The 18249-nt window shown below is 64.6% G+C and carries 18 protein-coding genes and 1 pseudogene; 8 read left to right on the forward strand and 11 right to left on the reverse strand.

From position 1 onward, the window contains the following. Positions 1-20 precede the first annotated feature (20 nt). Positions 21-1550, forward strand: coding sequence for an AMP-binding protein (locus tag JQT59_RS27090; RefSeq protein ID WP_213572683.1), 1530 nt, complete (start codon positions 21-23; stop codon positions 1548-1550). Then, positions 1547-2560: an NADP-dependent oxidoreductase gene (locus JQT59_RS27095; protein ID WP_213572684.1), complete on the forward strand. Its 1014-nt coding sequence runs from the start codon at positions 1547-1549 to the stop codon at positions 2558-2560. The genes JQT59_RS27090 and JQT59_RS27095 overlap by 4 nt, the downstream gene beginning before the upstream one ends. Before the next feature lie 69 nt (positions 2561-2629). Here JQT59_RS27095 and JQT59_RS27100 read toward each other — a convergent pair whose 3' ends face one another. Continuing rightward, the gene (locus JQT59_RS27100) at positions 2630-4006 is read right to left on the reverse strand and encodes an MFS transporter (protein WP_213572685.1); all 1377 of its coding nucleotides are present in this window, start codon (positions 4004-4006) and stop codon (positions 2630-2632) included. 192 nt (positions 4007-4198) lie between these two features. On the opposite strand from JQT59_RS27100, the gene JQT59_RS27105 reads away from it, so the two are divergent. Next, the gene (locus JQT59_RS27105) at positions 4199-4825 is read left to right on the forward strand and encodes a TetR/AcrR family transcriptional regulator (protein ID WP_213572686.1); all 627 of its coding nucleotides are present in this window, start codon (positions 4199-4201) and stop codon (positions 4823-4825) included. On the opposite strand, the gene JQT59_RS27110 is transcribed toward JQT59_RS27105, so the two are convergent. The 7 genes from JQT59_RS27110 to JQT59_RS27140 form a co-directional block, all read right to left on the reverse strand. Further along, positions 4819-5466 (reverse strand): TetR/AcrR family transcriptional regulator, encoded by a 648-nt coding sequence (locus tag JQT59_RS27110; RefSeq protein ID WP_213572687.1) that lies wholly within the window; start codon positions 5464-5466, stop codon positions 4819-4821. The two genes, JQT59_RS27105 and JQT59_RS27110, sit on opposite strands and share 7 nt — an antisense overlap. A gap of 105 nt (positions 5467-5571) precedes the next feature. Next, positions 5572-6564, reverse strand: a complete 993-nt coding sequence (locus tag JQT59_RS27115; RefSeq protein ID WP_213572688.1) for a phosphotriesterase family protein — start codon at positions 6562-6564, stop codon at positions 5572-5574. Positions 6565-6723: 159 nt separating this feature from the next. Beyond that, positions 6724-7122 carry a nuclear transport factor 2 family protein gene (locus tag JQT59_RS27120; protein ID WP_213572689.1) on the reverse strand — a complete coding sequence of 133 codons (399 nt, stop codon included), beginning with the start codon at positions 7120-7122 and terminating at the stop codon, positions 6724-6726. Further along, positions 7109-8248: a 3'(2'),5'-bisphosphate nucleotidase CysQ gene (locus tag JQT59_RS27125; RefSeq protein ID WP_213572690.1), complete on the reverse strand. Its 1140-nt coding sequence runs from the start codon at positions 8246-8248 to the stop codon at positions 7109-7111. Before JQT59_RS27125 ends, JQT59_RS27120 begins: the two co-directional genes overlap by 14 nt. Next, on the reverse strand, positions 8238-10088 hold the full coding sequence (gene cysC, locus JQT59_RS27130; protein WP_213572691.1) for an adenylyl-sulfate kinase: 1851 nt from the start codon (positions 10086-10088) through the stop codon (positions 8238-8240). The genes JQT59_RS27125 and cysC overlap by 11 nt, the downstream gene beginning before the upstream one ends. Further along, on the reverse strand, positions 10088-11014 hold the full coding sequence (gene cysD, locus JQT59_RS27135; RefSeq protein ID WP_213572692.1) for a sulfate adenylyltransferase subunit CysD: 927 nt from the start codon (positions 11012-11014) through the stop codon (positions 10088-10090). The genes cysC and cysD overlap by 1 nt, the downstream gene beginning before the upstream one ends. 102 nt (positions 11015-11116) lie before the next feature. After that, a complete protein-coding gene (locus JQT59_RS27140; RefSeq protein WP_502939880.1) occupies positions 11117-12043 on the reverse strand; it encodes a helix-turn-helix domain-containing protein in 927 nt (308 codons plus the stop codon). Positions 12044-12143: 100 nt separating this feature from the next. On the opposite strand from JQT59_RS27140, the gene JQT59_RS27145 reads away from it, so the two are divergent. Genes JQT59_RS27145 through JQT59_RS27155 form a run of 3 tightly spaced genes read left to right on the forward strand, consistent with a single transcriptional unit; the run spans position 12144 to position 15291 of the window. Next, entirely contained in the window at positions 12144-13316 is a 1173-nt protein-coding gene (locus tag JQT59_RS27145; RefSeq protein ID WP_213572694.1) for a DUF1214 domain-containing protein, read from the forward strand. Positions 13317-13324: 8 nt separating this feature from the next. After that, positions 13325-14113 (forward strand): SDR family oxidoreductase, encoded by a 789-nt coding sequence (locus JQT59_RS27150; protein WP_397517759.1) that lies wholly within the window; start codon positions 13325-13327, stop codon positions 14111-14113. A 20-nt stretch (positions 14114-14133) separates the two neighbouring features. Continuing rightward, a complete protein-coding gene (locus JQT59_RS27155; RefSeq protein ID WP_213572696.1) occupies positions 14134-15291 on the forward strand; it encodes a sulfotransferase family protein in 1158 nt (385 codons plus the stop codon). Here the strand turns inward: JQT59_RS27155 and JQT59_RS27160 are convergent. Next, entirely contained in the window at positions 15281-15991 is a 711-nt protein-coding gene (locus JQT59_RS27160) for an arsenate reductase/protein-tyrosine-phosphatase family protein (protein ID WP_213572697.1), read from the reverse strand. The genes JQT59_RS27155 and JQT59_RS27160 overlap by 11 nt on opposite strands. 286 nt (positions 15992-16277) lie before the next feature. Here JQT59_RS27160 and JQT59_RS27165 point away from each other — a divergent pair, with 286 nt between their 5' ends. Next, positions 16278-16886: a ClpP family protease gene (locus tag JQT59_RS27165; RefSeq protein ID WP_109328632.1), complete on the forward strand. Its 609-nt coding sequence runs from the start codon at positions 16278-16280 to the stop codon at positions 16884-16886. Positions 16887-16890: 4 nt separating this feature from the next. After that, a complete protein-coding gene (locus tag JQT59_RS27170; protein ID WP_213572698.1) occupies positions 16891-17487 on the forward strand; it encodes an ATP-dependent Clp protease proteolytic subunit in 597 nt (198 codons plus the stop codon). On the opposite strand, the gene JQT59_RS27175 is transcribed toward JQT59_RS27170, so the two are convergent. Both JQT59_RS27175 and JQT59_RS27180 read right to left on the reverse strand, forming a co-directional pair. Then, positions 17484-17816: a helix-turn-helix domain-containing protein gene (locus tag JQT59_RS27175; protein WP_213572699.1), complete on the reverse strand. Its 333-nt coding sequence runs from the start codon at positions 17814-17816 to the stop codon at positions 17484-17486. The genes JQT59_RS27170 and JQT59_RS27175 overlap by 4 nt on opposite strands. Positions 17817-17928: 112 nt before the next feature. Beyond that, positions 17929-18198: pseudogene (locus tag JQT59_RS27180) on the reverse strand (MmyB family transcriptional regulator); the annotation flags it as partial. Positions 18199-18249 lie beyond the last annotated feature (51 nt).

Genomic DNA, 18249 nt, shown 5'->3' on the forward strand with positions numbered 1-18249 from the left:
CGACTCGGAGGCTGACGTATATGGCAAACGTGATCGACCCCGTGTGCTTCCACGCGGACACCACCCCCGACAACATTGCTCTGCGGGGTGCAGACAGCACCCTGACCTATCGACAGCTGCAAATCGCGAGCACGACTTACGCGGGCGCGCTTCGCGAATGGGGTATCTCGCCCGGCGACCGCGTGCTCCTCGCCGCCCCGTCCGTGCTCGAGTTCGTGGTGGCATACCTGGCGATTCAGGCGGCCGGGGCCGTGGTGGTCCCGGTGAACACGATGTCCACTCGGCCGGAAACCGAGTACGTCCTGAGCGACGCCGGTGTGTCGCTGGCGATCCTCTGGTACGAACTGGGGCCCGCGATGAGCCAGGCGGCGGCAGCGCTCGACGTCCCGGTCTGGACGTTGTCCCCGGAAATAACTGTCTCGGACGGGCTCCCGAAGTCCATCGTCGACCGGGACGGCGAGGACACCGCCGCCATTCTCTATACGTCCGGAACGACCGGGCGGCCCAAGGGTGCGGAACTGACCGTGGAAAACCTACTGTCGGGCGGGCAGATCGGCGCCGAATGCAGTCGCGGCTCGAGCGAGGACCGCACAGGGACGGGGCTCCCGCTCTTCCACGTCTTCGGACAGGCCTCGGTCATGATGGCGACCTTCACCGGTGGCGGCTCCTTGTCGTTGCTGGCGCGGTTCGACCCGTCCGCGATGCTGGCGATGCTGCGCCGCGACCGCCTGACCATCATGGCCGGTGTCCCGACGATGTGGAATGCGATGCTCCACGCGGCCGGCGACGCCGACCCGGAGGATTTCGCTCAGCTTCGGATCGCTATCTCCGGCGGCGCCTCGCTGCCCGGAGAGGTGGCCCGCGCATTCGAAACGCGCTTCCGGTGCACCATCCTCGAGGGGTACGGACTCACCGAGACGACCGCGTTCGGCACGTTCAACGACATCGATCGCGGTGGCAAGATCGGCTACACGGGACGCGCCGTTCCCCGTATGGAGGTCGAGGTCCGGGACCACGACGGGAACCAGTGCACACCCGGCACCGTCGGTGAAGTCTTCGTGAAAGGTCCCACGGTGATGAAGGGGTACTGGCGCAGGCCCGTCGACACCGCAGGCGTGTTGTCACCGGACGGCTGGTTCCGCACGGGCGATCTCGGCTGTGTCGACTCGGACGGAGACCTCCGCATCGTCGACCGGGTCAAGGACCTCATCATTCGCGGCGGCTACAACGTGTATCCCAGTGAGATCGAGGAGGTGCTGTACACGCACCCCGACGTCGTCGAGGCCGCGGTCGTGGGCGTTCCCGACAACCACTACGGAGAAGAGGTGGCCGCGGTAGTCGCCCTCCTGCCTGGATCAGAACTGGACGGCGCCGAGCTCACGCGGTGGACTCGGGAGCGGCTGTCCGCGTACAAAATTCCCCGCATCATCTCGATCGTCGACGCCCTTCCCAAGGGCTCGACCGGAAAAATCCTCAAGCGGTCGATCGACAAGGCCGCGCTGAGACCTGACCCATTGACCGTTGAGATACCCCGAAAGGTGACACCGTGACATCTGTCAACAGACAGGTTCGACTGGCGAAACGCCCGATCGGCCTGCCCGACGACTCCACTTGGGAGATCGTCTCCGAACCGATTCCCACACCATCGGACGGCGAGTTCACCGTGCAGGTCGACTATGCCTCGCTCGATCCCGCCATGCGTGGCTGGCTCGACGACGTGAAGTCGTACGTGCCGCCCGTTCAGATCGGTGAGGTGATGCGCGCGCATGCCGTGGGCCGCGTCGTGGCGTCCAGGAATCCGGCGTTCCCGGAAGGGGCAATCGTTTCCGGACAGTTCGGAATTCAGGAGTTCGCGGTGTCCGACGGTCGGGGCGCTCTTGTCGTGGACGAGACACTCGCACCCGCGCCCACCTGGCTCGGTGCGCTCGGATTCCCCGGGATGACCGCGTATTTCGGCCTCACCGATGTCGGCAAGCTCGAGAAGGGCGACGTCGTGCTCATCTCGGGAGCGGCGGGAGCGGTAGGAAGCATCGCCGGCCAGATCGCCAAACTGAACGGCGCAACGGTGATCGGCATTGCCGGTGGCCGCGAGAAGTGCGCGTGGCTCACCGATGAGCTCGGTTTCGATGCGGCGATCGACTACAAGGCGGGGCCGGTGGGCCGCGCGCTGCGGGCGGCCGCACCCGACGGCATCGACATCTACTTCGACAATGTCGGCGGTGACATTCTCGACGCCGCACTGGGGCGTCTGCGCAAGAATGCGCGGGTCGCGTTGTGCGGTGCGATCTCCGGATACAACGCCACCGATCCACAACCCGGTCCGTCGCGGTACCTGTCGCTACTGGTCAACCGGGCCTCGATGACCGGATTCATCGTCTTCGATTATCTCGATCGGTTCGAGGAGGGCATGGAGGCGATGTCGGAGTGGATTCGCAACGGTGACATCGTGACCCGTGAGCAGGTGGAAACCGGCGGTGTCGAAGCTTTCGGCCGCACGCTGACCATGCTGTTCGACGGCGCAAACACGGGCAAGCTGGTACTGAAGATCAGCGACAACTGAACACCCCTGCCGCGAAAGGAATGCCCACCGCCGTTCGGCGGTGGGCATTCTTTCGGCCTTGATGCCGTACTAGTAGAACTGAGCTCCGGGAACAGCGTTCGGGTCGTTACGGACTTCCGCCGGGTTGGTCTCGTGGAGCCGCCACGCGCAAAGGAATGTGACCAGCCCCATCAAGGCGACGAATACGGCGACGAGTGTGGTGGTGCCGGTTTTGGCAATCAGCGCGGTCATGATGAAGGGAGTGCCACCGCTGACCGTGATCGCAGCCAGTTGGTAGGCCAGGGAGGCTGCCGAATAGCGCACGTTGGGTGCGAACAGCTCGCCCATGTAGGCCGCGATCGGACCGTAGGTCATGGACTGGAACACACTTCCGACGGTGACGGCGATGAAGAACAACATCAGGTTCTTCGTGTTGATCAGCCAGAAGTACGGGAAGGCCCAGAGCACGATCATTCCGGCGCCGAACAGGATCATCGGCCGACGACCGATCTTGTCGGACACGTGCCCCGACCACAACACCACACCGACGGTGAGGCCGGCACTGAGCAGGGAGATCGCCAGCAGATCGTTGCGCTTCATGCCCAGTTCGGCAGTGCCGTAACTGAGCACGCCGGCGATCGAGATGTAGAACAACGAGTTGGTGGCCGCGAGAAGGCCGCACCCGAGCAGAATCTTGCGCCAGTGGTCTTTGATCGCCTGGGTGAGCGGTGCCCGGACTACCGTTTCCTTACCCTTCTGTGCCTCTTCCTGCAGCTCGCGGAACTCCGGTGTGTCCTCGACCTTCGTCTGGATGTAGAGCACGACGGGGAAGAGCAATGCACTGGCAAAGAAGGGGATACGCCAACCCCAGCTGAGGAACGCCTCGTTCGAGATGGCGGCGGTGGCGCCCAGGAACACGAGGTTGCCGAGCAGCACACCGAACGAGACACCCATCTGACCGAAGGTGCCGGAAAACCCTCTGCGTTTGGGACTCGCCGATTCGGTCAGCAGAAGGACGATCCCACCCCACTGACCGCCGCACGCGATGCCCTGGATGAAGCGCAGCACCACCAGCAGAATCGGTGCAGCCACTCCGATCGTCGACGCACCCGGGAGGCATCCGATGAGGAAGGTGGCGATGCCCATGAAGAGCAGGCAGGTCACCACCGCGGGTTTGCGCCCGTATTTGTCGCCGAAGTGGCCGGCGACCAGTCCACCGAGAGGCCGGGCGACGAATCCCGCCCAGAACGTGCTGAACGACAGCAGAGTGCCCATCAGCGCCGATGAGTCGGGAAAAAAGACTTGCGGAAAGACAAGAGCCGCAGCTGTTCCGTAGAGGAAGAAGTCGTACCACTCGATGGAACTGCCGACGAGACCTGCCGCCAGCAGCTTCCGGTGTGCCCGCTTCCGCTGGACGGCCGTGTCGCCGGTTGCGTCCTTACTCGGCTGCACCGCGGATGTAGTCATCCAATCACTCCTCGAGATAGGTCTGTGGGGTGTGGCTAGAGATGAAGTTTTAGAACATGACGCCAACTTCAAGTCTGTGAGCGCTTGCTTAGTGTGTTTCACTTGTCGTGTGATGTCAATCACTCGAGGCGATGCTTTCGACATATACGTTCGGTGGGCGCTCCCGGCCCGCCGCACCGGTGAGGACTACGCATGACAGATCTACGGGACGAAACCCCAGCTCCCGGTCAACCCATTCGGGATCTGTCGTCCTCCGAGGAACGCCTACTCACCGCAGCTACAATGCTGTTCTCCGACAGGGGCTTCGAGGCCACCACCACCCGGGACATCTCCGCAATGGCAGGACTGAGTCCCGCCGCGATGTACGTACACTTTTCCTCCAAGGAAGAACTACTGTTCCGGCTCGTGTGCCGCGCCCATGAGCGGGCACTGGCCCAGGTGCTCGATGCGGTTGCACCGTTCACCGACCCGATCGACCGGGTTCGCGCCTTGGTTCGGGACTTCAGCATGTTGCACGCCACGAACTTTCGGAAAGCCCGTATCGCGCAGTACGAGAGCCGGCACCTCCGCGCGGAGCACCGTGAGGCCGTGGCTCAGACGCGCCTGCGGATCCGTGTCGCAGCAATGCGCGAGGTGCGCAGGGGAATCGACGAGGGCGTCTTCCTGATCCCGGATCCCCGAGTCGCGGTGCTCGCCATCATGTCGCTCGCCATCGACATCTGCCGTTGGTACGACCCCGACGGCGAATTCACCCCCGAAGAGCTGGGCGACATCAACGCCGACCTCGTCCTGCGAATTCTGCGCGCGCCCGGCTACTGACCTCGGACAGAATCCGGCACACGCAGGGCATTCGTCCACATCCGCGCCAGGCCCGTCGCCAACTGATCGAACGACAGGGATTTCCGTTCGCTCACCGGTCCGACGAAATAGCTGTACGCCGTCCTGCCGACCATGGCAGAGAGCGCCTTGGACGTGAGCATCGGATCCAGTACCGCATCTGCGAGGCCGCGATCCTGCAGGTCCGCGATCGCTCGGGCGTTGCGTCGGAAGAAGATGTCGTCGCGACGGCGTTCGAGTTCCCGGAATTCGGGGTCGACGTGCGCCACCTGCTCCAGCACCGCCAGCAGCCGCGCGTTTCTGCGGCACGCGTGCAGATACGCGCGGACGCTCGCCTCGACGATCGCGTGTACATCGCCTTCGTCGGCCACTCGACCCATGCCGGGGTGGAGCAGGTCATTTTGGGTCACCTCGACGACGGCGGCAAAAACCTGTTCTTTGTTGGTGAAATACGTGTAGAAGGAGCCCGTCGAGAGCCCAGCCTCCCTGGTGATGTCGGCGAGTCGGGCATCGAGATAGCCCTCCCGCTCGAACACAACCCGCGCGGCGGCAACCAGCCGATTCCGAGTACGGACTCCTCGTGCGGTAACGGGCGGCTCCCGGAGGAGGGTGGCGTTCGCCATCGAGGGCGGACCTTCGTCTCCTCGTTCTGGAAGAACTCCCCCACCATCCGACTTCTCCATACTCGAGTATTACTTGAATCCGGCCTCAGTTTCAAGTGAATCTGCTCAATACGCAGATGCGTTCTCGAAATATCGCCGCGGGACCTCCACCAGCATCTCGGAAATCATGTTCTCGGTGACACCACGCTCACGGACGTACGGCAGCACGTCGTTCTCGATGTGGAGGTAGTGCCACTGCGGGAGCGCCGCCATCAGATTCGGATCGATCCAGTCGATGTAACAGGATGCGTCCTGGGACAACACCATCTGTCCGGCGAACCCGCGGCGGCACATCTCCACGAGCGTGTCCGCACGCGCCTCGAAAGTCGTGTCCAGATTGATGCCGAACCGGTCCATTCCCAGGATGAACCCCTGCTCCGCCAGGCTCGTCAAATGCTCGACGTCCGTTGTGTCACCACTGTGCCCGAGGACGATCCGGTCGGGCCGTACCCCCTCCTCGTCGCACATGACCCGCTTGACGTGCACACCGGCGGCGCTGCCCGGATGGGTATGTACGGTGATCGGCACCCCCGTACGCCGATGGGCTTTCGCTACCGCCCGCATCACGCGCTCCACGCCGGGCGTCAATCCGGGTTCATCGATAGCGCACTTGAGCAACCCTGCCCGGATCCCGGTGTCGGCGATTCCCACCTCGATGTCCTTGACGAACATGTCGACCATCGGATCGGGAACCTCGGCGCCCACCATGGCGTCGAGTGCGGGACCTCGATAATGGAAGAAGAACGGTACGTCGTCGTACGTGTACAACCCGGTTGCGGCAACGATGTTCAGGTCCGGGAGCTGTTCGGCCACACGACGGATGCGCGGTATGTATCGACCGAGGCCGACGACAGTGGGGTCGACGATGGTCCGGACTCCCTGCTCGGTCAGCGCACGGAGCTTCGCCACCGCGTCCGCAACGCGCTCGTCCTCACTTCCCCACTCATCCGGATAGTTCTGCTGCACATCGGCGGTCAGCACGAACACGTGCTCGTGCATGTAGGTACGACCGAGGTCCGCGCTGTCGACAGGCCCACGGACGGTGTTGATCTGGGTCATCGGCGCCCTCCTCCTGGTCGGGCGGTGTTCGGCTGAATTACCGGGCGAATCAACACCCGGCACGGTCTCCCACCGCTCGCATGTGACGGCCGTCATAGTTCGGTCCGGTCACAGTAGAGCGCATGTGAATCTGACGTCAACTTGCGGCCTGCGCGGGAGTCAACCTCCGGCCGTTGCCGCCTGGATCGGGGCCATGTCGAAGTAGTCCCGCCACGCGGTGATCTTGCCGTCGGCGATCTCGAAGACGCCGACGACCGGCAGCTCCACCCGGGTGTCGTTGATGTCGAACACGTCGACCCGCTCGTTCATGATCACTCCGTTCCCGCCGGCGTCGTCAGCGCTGCCGACACTGCCGACCTGGCGCTGCACCCGGAACTCGATGCCGCCGAAAGCGGCGACAAAGCCTGCCACGAATTCGCGGATCGCCTCACGCCCGCAGACCGGCTCCATCGGAATATTGTGATAAACCGCGTCTTCCGAGAAGTACTCCGCGATCGCCGCGGGGTCCGGATCAGACCATTCGGCGCAGAATTGCGTGACCAGCTCATCGGGGCTCATCGGCATTCCCTTCGGTTGCGTGCGGTTCGATGATGGCCATCACCGACTGGATCGCTCCCGCCGGAATGTGGAAATGCTCGGTGATGCGGACCGTCGTCACCTCGGTCGGCGCGGCGCCGAGGTCGAGCAGGAATCGCGCCACCACATTCTCCCCCCACTCGTGGAACGAGAGATCGCGAACTGCCTGGATGGCCTGGTATTGCGGACCGTTCTCGAGTTCGTCCCGGATGAACGCCCCCGAGTCGCCGGTGTGCTGACCGTTCTCCACACGCCAGGCCGTCTCGGAGAGGCGGACCTTGGTCGCGTCGTGGCTCACGAGCGCGTCGATGTAGGCCCGGGCCATCGCGACGCGTCCGCTGTCGGCAGAGTCGGTGGCGTGGTCCGCGATCGCAGCGAGGAGGACTTGCGCAAGCTCAGGCCGACAGATCACCAGATCGGGGAGATAGGGATGAGACTGGTTGTACTGCAGTGGAGTCCCGTCAATGCGTGAGCAATGGAGGCCCGCGGCGGCGGCGACACCGACCGGGGCCGCCGAGTCCCATTCCCACTGTCCGCCCGCATGCACATACGCGTCCACGTCACCCCTCAGCACGGCCATCGCCTTGGCCCCAGCCGATCCCATGGCCCGGACCTCGGCGCCGACCTGGGTCGCCACGGCGTCGATGAAGGCCGGCGGTCTACTGGCACTCACCACGATGCGGGGCCGCGCCGGCAATTCCTCGGCGTGGACTGCGCGGCTCGGGTCGTCACTCGCGTACACCGCCCCCAGGGCCGGTTGTGCGACCGCGGCGGCGGTGACACCCCGGCCACGCTCCCACAGCGCGACGTGCACCGCCCAGTCGGAGTGCCCGGGTAGGCCGTATTCCTTCGAGCCGTCGAGGGGATCGATGATCCAGACCCGATCGCTGTCGAGGCGAGACCGGTCGTCGGCCGACTCTTCGGAAAGGATGGAATCTCCGGGACGCTCGGCGGCCAGCTTTCCGGCGATGAAGGCGTCGGCGGCGACGTCACCACGCCGGCCGAGTTCACGCCCGTCCGCGGATCCGAGTCCGGCAGCACGGATATCCAGCAACAGGGCACCGGCACCGGAGGCGATATCGGCCGCGAGCCGCGCGTCAGAGGTCACGCCTCAACAATTCCATAATCTTCGCCGCTTGTTCGGTCGGCGTGCCGTCCTCCGGCCGGAGTACGAGTTCCGCGCGCTCGGGTGCCTCGTACGGGTCGTCGACTCCGGTGAATCCCGTGATTTCCCCGGCCCGCGCTTTCGCATACATGCCCTTGGGATCACGGGCCTCGCATCGTTCGACCGGGGTGTCGACGAACACTTCGACGAAGTCGAGCCCGGCGGCCCGGTGCTCTTCGCGCACGCGCTCGCGATCCGCACGGTAGGGACTGATGAGGCAGGCGATCGCGACGACGCCCGCATCGGCGAGCAACTGCGCCACCGCACCTACCCGTCGGACATTCTCCGAGCGGTCCGCGGCACCGAACCCCAAATCGGAGTTCAGCCCGTGTCGCAGGTTGTCGCCGTCGAGCCGGTACGCGGGCACGCCGGAGGCGACCAGCCGCCGCTCGAGTTCGACCGCGACGGTGGACTTCCCCGAAGCGGAGAGCCCGGTGAGCCAGACGGTGCGACCACGGGTGGGGCGCTCCTCGCGCGACACTTCCGCCGCATGCCAGACCACCTTCGCCGGGGAGAGGGTCGGCCCGGTGATCATTCCGGCACCGACGGTGTTGTTCGTGCTCTCGTCGACGAGAACGAAACTGCCCGTCATGTGGTTGCGGCGGTACGGGTCGAACATCAGCGGTTGGGAGGTCTTCAGCTGCACTCGGCCGATCTCGTTGAGTGAGAGCGAGCGGGCCGTGTCGTCGCGATGCAGGGTGTTGACGTCGAGCCGATAGTCGAGGCGGGCCACCGTGGCCCTGACGGCGCGGGTGGTGTGAAGCAGGGTGTACCGCGCGTCCGGATTCAGGGAAGCCTGGTCACTGAACCAGCACACCATGGCGTCGAGTTCGCTGCCGACGAGGGGTCGGTTGTTGGGACGGCACAACATGTCTCCGCGGCTGACGTCCAACTGATCGACCAGCTGGACGCACACCGCGGACGGTGCGAAGGCCTCGTCGAGGGCCGTTCCGCCCGGGCCCCAGATGGCGCTGATTTTCGAGGTGAATCCCGACGGGAGCGCCACCACCTCGTCCCCCGGCTTGAATACTCCGCTGGCGATCGTGCCTGCATAGCCTCGGAAGTCGTGCCAGGGGGAATCGGTCTGCCGTTGCGGCCGCACCACATACTGCACCGGGAAGCGCGCGTCGATGAGATTGCGGTCGGAGGCGACGTGCACCTGCTCGAGATGGTGCAGTAGTGACGCACCCTCGTACCAGGACATGGTGGCCGTCCGCTGCGCGATGTTGTCGCCACGCAACGCGGAGACGGGGATGAAGGTGAGGTCGTGCACCTCGAGTTTGATCGCGAACTGACGGAACTCTTCCTTGATCTCCTCGAACCGCTGCTCCGACCACCCCACCAGATCCATCTTGTTCACGCACAACACCAGGTGCGGGATCCCGAGAAGGCTCGCGATGAAGGCATGCCTACGGGTTTGCTCGAGCACCCCTTTTCTGGCGTCGACCAGAATCAATGCCAGGTCGGCGGTCGAGGCACCGGTCACCATGTTCCGGGTGTACTGCTCGTGTCCCGGCGTGTCCGCGATGATGAATTTGCGATGCGGGGTAGCGAAGTAGCGGTGCGCGACATCGATGGTGATGCCCTGCTCCCGTTCCGCGCGGAGGCCGTCGGTGAGCAGTGCGAGGTCGGCGTGCTCGTCGCCTCGTTCGCGGCTGGTGCGCTCCACCGACTCGAGTTGGTCCTCGAAAATCGCCTTCGAGTCGTAGAGCAGACGGCCGATGAGAGTGGACTTGCCGTCGTCGACACTTCCCGCGGTCGCGACCCGAAGTAGCTGCGGCATCAGAAGTATCCTTCCTTCTTGCGATCCTCCATGCCGGCCTCGGAGATCCGGTCGTCCGCCCGGGTCGCCCCACGCTCGGTGACTCGGCTGGCCGCCACCTCCGTCACGACGGCCTCGGCCGTGGCGGCCGAGGATTCGACGCATCCCGTACAGGTGGCGTCGCCGACGGTCCGGAACCGCACGAGCGCCTCGTACGGTTCGTCGCCGGGCAGCAGTGTCAGGAAACGAGTACGCGCAAGGAGCATTCCGTCGCGGGGCACCACCTCGCGGCGGTGTGCGTAGTAGAGCGGGGGAAGGTCGATGCCTTCCTCGCTGATGTACTGCCAGATGTCGAGTTCGGTCCAGTTGGACAGCGGGAAGACCCTGATGTGCTCACCCTTGCGGTGCCGCCCGTTGTAGAGGCTCCACAGTTCCGGGCGCTGCGCCCGAGGCTCCCACTGCCCGAACTCGTCACGGAAGCTGAAGATCCGCTCCTTCGCGCGCGCCTTTTCCTCGTCCCTGCGGGCACCACCGAAGACGGCGTCGAAGCCGTTGTCCGTGATCGCGCGCAGCAGAGCCGCAGTTTGGAGCCGATTCCGGCTGGCCCGCGCTCCCGTCTCTTCGCTGACACGTCCCGCATCGATGTCGTCCTGCACACGTGCGACCACCAACCGCAGTGCGAGACGCTCGACCGTGCGATCACGGAACTCGATCACCTCGTCGAAATTGTGCCCGGTGTCCACGTGCATGACGGCGAAAGGAACAGGTGCGGGCCAGAATGCCTTCGCGGCGACGTGGAGCATCACCACGGAATCCTTGCCACCGGAGAAGAGCAGAACCGGACGCTCGAACGTCGCGGCCACTTCACGAAAGATGTGCACTGCCTCGGCCTCGAGCGCGCCGAGGTGCGACAGCTCGTAGACGGGCGGTGCCATGGATGAGGTCATGGGGCGACTCCTCGTCGCGAGTGCCGAACCGAGCGCGGTTCATATTTGGACCGGACCGGTCGAAAAGGTCCCCTCGACAATAGAACGTGTTTCAGAAGTAGGTCAATGCCCGCCCGTACGAGGCCGCCGTCCCCCCACCTCCTGGGTGATCGCGTCCGCGGCCGCCGCGAGCGCCTTACCTCGACGAGCGATGTCGTCCGATGCGAGCTCCGCGCCCACATACAACGTGAGCACCATGGCTTGATGCCCCTCCGCGTCGTATGTCGGCGCGGCAATCAGGCTGACCGGATGCATCGCGCCGGGATCGGCATGTTCGGCATCGAGGTGCACGCGCTCACCCAGACTGGACACCATCTCGCCGAGAACGTCGCGCAGTTCCGCAGGCAGATCGTGGGCGGCCACGCCGGCCATCAAGGTGTGCAAACGCTGACCCACCGGAGTGAGCGTTTCGACGAGATATCCCGTCCGTGAGCATTCCTCGACCACCTTGCGCAGCCGCCCCCGATCGAGACGAACCGGCAGGGTCGGTTCCCGCCGCAGCCACGACTGCAGCGCGTCTTCACCGTCCCAGAGCACATACATCAAGCCGACGGGTGGTGCAAATGGGTACATCTCCCCCACCTTGGCAGCCGCTCGCACGCCGGGAGGACTCGTCAGTTCCAGAACGGCGATCCGGTCGCCCACCACCGCCGACGCCGTACACGTCGTCTGATACTCGACACTGAGAGCCGCGAGATGCCTGCGCGCGACCGGACCGGCCGCGAATCCCTGCTGCGCCGCACGCCCGGCCGCGATCAATGCGGGACCGAGGCCGTAGGACTTCGCAATCGGGTCGCGGACCAGATAGCCGCCGCGGACCAGCTCGGTGAGGATGCCGAGACACGTCGGCTTACTGATGTCGAGGGTCCGCGCGAGCTCGGAGAGGCCGAACCGGCGCTCCTTGCGGGACACCAGGAAGTCGAGCACCTGCACCACCCGTTCCGTCGGCGGGGACCGTCGCCCCTGGGCTCTGTCGACGCCGTCGTCCATGGCAGCCATTGACCACTCCTTAGAACACGTTCTATTGTCGGTCCATCACGTTCTACCACGCAGGTACATATATGTACCACCCCATCGTGAGGAGCACGATGTGCTGACCGACCCATTCGCCGACGCACTGGCCGAGGCCGAGAAACTGATCGAGACCGCCCCGCACATCCGGACCGAGCAAGATCTGCTCGAGGGCTACCAGTACCTCGCCGGCGGAATCCTCGCGACAACCCATGCAGCCTGGGCCACCGAACGATCCCACCCGACGTTCATCTCCGGCACGGGGCCATACATGAAGATGGGCCTCGACAACCCCGACACCCTGTACTTCGGCGCACGAATCAGTGACGACGTCGAATACGTCGTCACCGGCACACGAGGCACCACAGCAGACCTGAGCTTCCAGATTCTCAGCGGAAACTACACCGCCGCAGATGTGCCCGGCAGTGTGACCGCTTTCGACGATCGTGAGATCGATATCGCCGCCGACGGCAGCTTCGAGGTCCGGTTCGGTCCCGGAGCCGAGCCGGATGCGAGCCGGCGCAACTATTTTCCGCTCGCGCCCGGATCCTCCCAACTGGTGGTCCGCGAGGTCTACAGCGATTGGAGTCAGCGACGTGGAACGATCCGCATCGCGCGCGCCGACACGAGCGGTACCGCGCCGGACCCCCTCACCCGGGAGTCGGTGGAGAAGCGCTATGCGCGAGCAGGCAAGGCACTGGTGTCACGGGTCAAGACGTGGCTGCAGTTCCCCGAGTGGTTCTATCTCAACCTTCCGGTCAACACGATGACCGAACCCCGGCTCACACCGGGCGGATTGGCCACCCAGTACTCCTCCGTCGGTCACTACGACATCTCCGAGGACCAGACCATCATCATCACCGTTCCGCGGTCCGACGCTCCGTACCAGGGCTTTCAGCTCGGCAGTCTGTGGTACATCTCCCTCGACTACATCAACCACCAAACGTCGCTGAACGTCTCGCAGTCGCAGGTGGACCCCGATGGGATGATTCGTCTCGTCGTCAGCGAAGCCGATCCGGGAGTCACCAACTGGATCGAGACCACAGGTCATCTTCGCGGCTACCTCCAATTCCGTTGGCAGCGAGTGTCCCGGGAACTGACCGAGGCCGACGGGCCCCGTATGGAGATCGTCGGGATCGAGGAGATTCCCGGAAAGCTCCCGTATTACCGGTCCAACACCATCACATCCGAGAGCTATGCCGCGCGGATCGCCGGGCGGCAAGCGGCTGTCGCGGATCGGATGCTGGGATGAGCGCCGCCGTGAGCGACAGCAACCTGCTGCTCGGCAAAGTAGTCGTCATTTCCGGTGTCGGGCCCGCTTTGGGTCGCACGCTCGCGGTGCGGTGTGCGGAAGCAGGTGCCGACATGGTGCTCGCCGCTCGCACCGCCTCCCGGCTCGAGGAGGTGGCCAAGGAGATCATCACGCTCGGCCGCCGCGCGGTGACGGTTCCGACGGACATCACCGACCCCGCCTCGGCGGAGAATCTCGTCGCCGCGGCAGTCGATGCGTATGGCAAGGTCGACGTACTCGTGAACAACGCGTTCTCGGTCCCGTCGATGAAACCTCTGGCCCGCACCGACTTCGATTCGATTCGCAGCAGTTTCGAACTGACCGTTCTCGGCGCGCTACGCCTGACTCAACTCTTCACCCCGGCTCTGGCCGAATCTTCGGGTGCTGTGGTGAACATCAACTCGATGGTTCTCCGCCACTCGCAGGAGCGTTACGGCAGTTACAAGATGGCGAAATCCGCCCTGCTGGCTATGTCGCAATCTCTCGCGACGGAACTCGGTCCGCAGGGCATCCGGGTGAACTCCGTTGCACCGGGCTATATCTGGGGGGCGACGTTGAAGCAGTACTTCGCACACCAGGCCGAGAAGTACGGGACAACGATGGAGCAAATCTACGAACACACCGCCGCGGGCACCGATCTGAAGAGGTTACCCGAGACCGACGAAGTGGCCGATGCCGTCATCTTTCTCGCGTCGCCGATGGCACGCGCCGTCACCGGTCAGTGCCTCGACGTCAACTGCGGCGAATTCCATCACTAGCGAGAGAGAACCGGACCATCATGAGTGAGCGCACCACCGTCGGCACGGTCGAGAACCTGCACGAGTCGGCGACCCGCATGACCGGGTTGACCGACTTCGGCTCCGACGACTACACCGAAGCACTCGGCGTACTGCTGGACTCCTACGCCACCGACGAGCAACTGACACCGCTGGGCAGCAAGGTCGCGCGGGTCTTCCTGCGCGGCGCGCTGGTGGCCCGGCTGCTCAGCGAGGCCGCGTGGAAGCAGCACCCCGAGTACGCCGACGTTTCGATCGACCGCCCCATTTTCGTCACCGGGCTTCCACGAACCGGGACCACGGCTCTGCACCGGCTCTTGACTGCCGATCCGTCGCACCAGGGACTCGAGATGTGGTTGACGGAGATGCCGCAACCACGGCCGCCGCGGGAGACATGGGCGTCGAATTCGGTGTTCCAGAAGATCGAGGAGGGCTTCAGTCGTCACCACATCGAACGACCCGAGTTCATGGGTGTGCACTACATGTCCGCGAGCGAGGTCGAGGAATGCTGGCAGCTGCTCCGGCAGACCTTCAAATCGATTTCCTACGAGTGCCTCGCGTATCTGCCGACGTACTCGCAGTGGCTTGCCGGTCAGACATGGACCAACGCCTATCAGCGGCACAAGAAGAACCTGCAATTGATCGGACTCCCCGACCGCGACCGCCGCTGGGTGCTCAAAAATCCCAGCCATCTGTTCGCGCTCGACGAGTTACTCGCGGTGTATCCGGATGCTGTGGTAATCCAGACGCACCGACCCCCACGCACCATCGTCCCCTCGGTGTGCAGCCTGGCGGAGCAGGCAACCGACGGATGGTCGGAGAAGTTTCGCGGCAACGTGATCGGTGAGAGCCAGCTCGACTTGTGGGCGCGCGGGCTCGAGCAGTTCACCGAAGTTCGCGCTCGGCACGACAGCGCCCAGTTTCTCGACGTCGACTACCACGACTTCGTGGCGGATCCACTGGGGACCGTAGAGGGTGTCTACACCCATTTCGGACTCGAGCTGACCCCGTCGGCGCAGTCGGCCATGGAGGCCATGCATGCCGAGAGCCGCGCCGGCAACCGACGGCCGTCCCACAAGTACACCCTCGAGGACTTCGGACTCTCGGCTGAACAGGTGGATGAGAGGTTCGCCGACTACCGGTTCAGCGCTACCAGGTGACGGGATAGTCGAGGATCGACGATGCCGCCCGCGCCGCGACGAGGGGTCGCGGCGACAAGGGCAGCATGAACGTCGGCGCCGCCGTCGGCGCCGCCGTCGGCGCGGCGGCCCGGTCCGGCGTCGGCACGGGCTCCGGCTCCGGCTCCGGGCACAAGGCCTCGTCGGCCTCGGGATTCGTGACCGCCTCGAGGTCGAGTACATCGAGCAGTGACATCAACGATGCGGCGATCTGATCACCCACCTGCGTGAACGCGGCCTCGCTCAGCCCGACCGGGTCGCTGATGTTCAGATTTTCGATCGGCCCGTAGTCCCGTCGAGCTACGGCGAGTTCGGCGACGGTGCGGGCACCGGTGTCCCTCGCGATCCGGTGCGCTTCGCGCAGCGTGAACGTGCAGTGACTCGTCCCGAGGACCAGCTCCATCGAGCGATCCCGGAGCTGCTCGGTCATGGCGAGCACGAGGTCGGCTCTCTTGATCATCTCGGGGCGTAGTCGTCGTGCGGTGAAACCCTCGGCGCTGGCGCCGAGACCTTCCACTACTCTCGCCGCGATCGGTTCGATGGGGAATCCGACCAGCGCCCGCACGCCGGCGCTTTCCGCAGTGAGGTGCGAAATACCGCGGTCCACGGCATAGGCGCGCGTCAACCGCTCTGCGATCGGCGAACGGCAGACGTTGCCGCTACAAACGAACAGAACGTGCATGAGGGCACCCTAACCACCAAATCCACTCGGAGACAGACCGATGTCCACTGGCCGAGCGGTCTGTTTACGTCGTTCACGTTCCGGTCGTGAGTAGTTCATCTACTCGTCGCCGCCCGGACACCTTTCCGGGTGAATGCCCAGCTCGACCTCGGCCCGAGGGGCCCGAAGCGACGCGCGCGATCTGCGTCACATCGTGCCCACCGATGTTCCGACGTCAGTAGATGCCGTGTCTGCCCACAGCGGACAATCGCCGATCGAGTACTCATAGGGCGGTAGTACTGAGGTCATGACCACAGCCACACTTGCCGACCTCAACTACCGCGATCTACTGGCAGACCGGCTTTTCCGTCAGCGAACCATCCGCCTCACGGGCGAAGTGGACGACGCAATGGCGGAGCGTGCCTGCTCGGAGCTGGTTCTGCTCGCGGCCGCCGACCCCGAGCGCGACATCGTCATCTACATCAATTCGCCGGGCGGTTCCGTCTTCGCGGGACTGGCCATCTACGACACCATGAAACTGATCCCCAACGACGTGGTCACGGTGGCCATGGGTTTTGCGGCCAGCATGGGGCAAGTGCTTCTCTGCTCCGGAACCCGAGGCAAGCGAATCGCTCTCGCGCACAGCCGGATCATGATGCACCAGCCCTCGGCAGGCATCGGCGGAACAGCCGTCGACATCGCCATTCAGGCCGAAAGTCTCGAACGGATGAAACGTCAATCGCAGCAGATACTCGCCGACGAGACCGGTAGGCCTGTCGAGGAAATCGCAGCAGACAGCGACCGCGATCGCTGGTTCACCGCAGACGAGGCCCGTGAGTACGGGATCGTCGACCGGGTGGTATCGACCTTCGCTGAAATCGCGCCCCATACAACCGCTCCCAGGATAGGACTCTGACGCCATGTCCCAGTACACCATTCCGAATGTCATCGAGCGGACGCCGGCGGGTGAGAGGTCGTTCGACATCTTCAGCCGGTTGTTGAACGAACGGATCGTCTTTGTCGGCACGGAGATCGACGACGGTGTCGCCAATGTGGTGATGGCTCAACTACTTCACCTTCAGGCAGACAGCTCCGACCGAGAAATCGGGCTCTACATCAATTCACCCGGCGGGTCCACCACGGCGATGCTCGCGATCTACGACACGATGCAGTTCCTGCGACCGACGATCGCGACGTACTGCATGGGCCAAGCCGCTTCGGCCGCCGCCGTGTTACTCGCCGCGGGAACGAAGGGTCACCGTCACGTTCTCGCACATTCCCGAGTTCTGTTGCATCAACCGTCCACGCAGGGCAGTGGCACGATCTCCGATCTCGCCCTGCAAGCCGCCGAAATACTGCGGGTCCGTTCGCAGACCGAAGAAATTCTCAGCAAGCACAGCGGGCAGAGCGTCGACCGTCTTCGTCAGGACACCGACCGGGATCGAATCTTCAGCGCCCGGGAAGCCATCGACTACGGGTTGGCCGACACACTGATCACCACGGGCCAGGAGAACTAGGCCGCGAGCATCGTGGGAGTTCCTCGGCCGGCGTTTCTATTCGTGGCACCGATCCGGCGCCCCGACCGGAACAGCAGGTGTTCCACCGGCAGACCGAGCGCGCCACACACTGCGCGCAGCATTTCCGAGGACGGTTCCTTCTTGCCGCGTTCAATTTCGGAGAGGTACTGCTTGGACATGCCGACCTCTGCGGCGACATCCTCGAGACTCCGGTCCTGGTCCCGGCGCGCGTCCCGAAGCACCCGACCGTAGAGCTCGCGCACCAGCGGCTCCTCCCGCGGCTGCTCGGGAGCGCCCGTCACCAGTGTGAGTCTGCGCTGCGGTTCCATACCTCCGGAGTCTTCCAGACGACGTTCCCGGACGAGGCGGCGTTCACCGACAGCGGACAGCCGGTCGGTAGCGTAAATTCTCGCCGGAATCTGCAGCCGGCGCTCGAGATCCTCAGCTTGACTCCGAATCGTGGGCAGGCGCGGACCGCTCGATGTTCTCGTTGGTCGCGGTCCAGCTGACCAGCAGGTTCAGCGCGTCCTGTGAGGGCGACGTGGGCTCGGCGGTGTAGGTGAGGAGGAACTGGCTGGGGCCGTCGCCGAGTGGGAAGGTCTCGCTGCGGGTGGACAGCTCCCCGATCAGGTCCGTCAGCCGCCGGTCGTAGAGATCACGGCCGGCCTCGGCGCGCAGCATGGCGAACGTGTCTCCTACGACCTGGTCCCGAGCGCAGTGCCGCTCAACTCGGCCGCCTGATCAACCTCACCCCCCGCCGCA

The sequence above is a fragment of the Rhodococcus sp. USK13 genome (assembly GCF_018343855.1).
Lineage (GTDB): Bacteria > Actinomycetota > Actinomycetes > Mycobacteriales > Mycobacteriaceae > Rhodococcus_F > Rhodococcus_F oxybenzonivorans.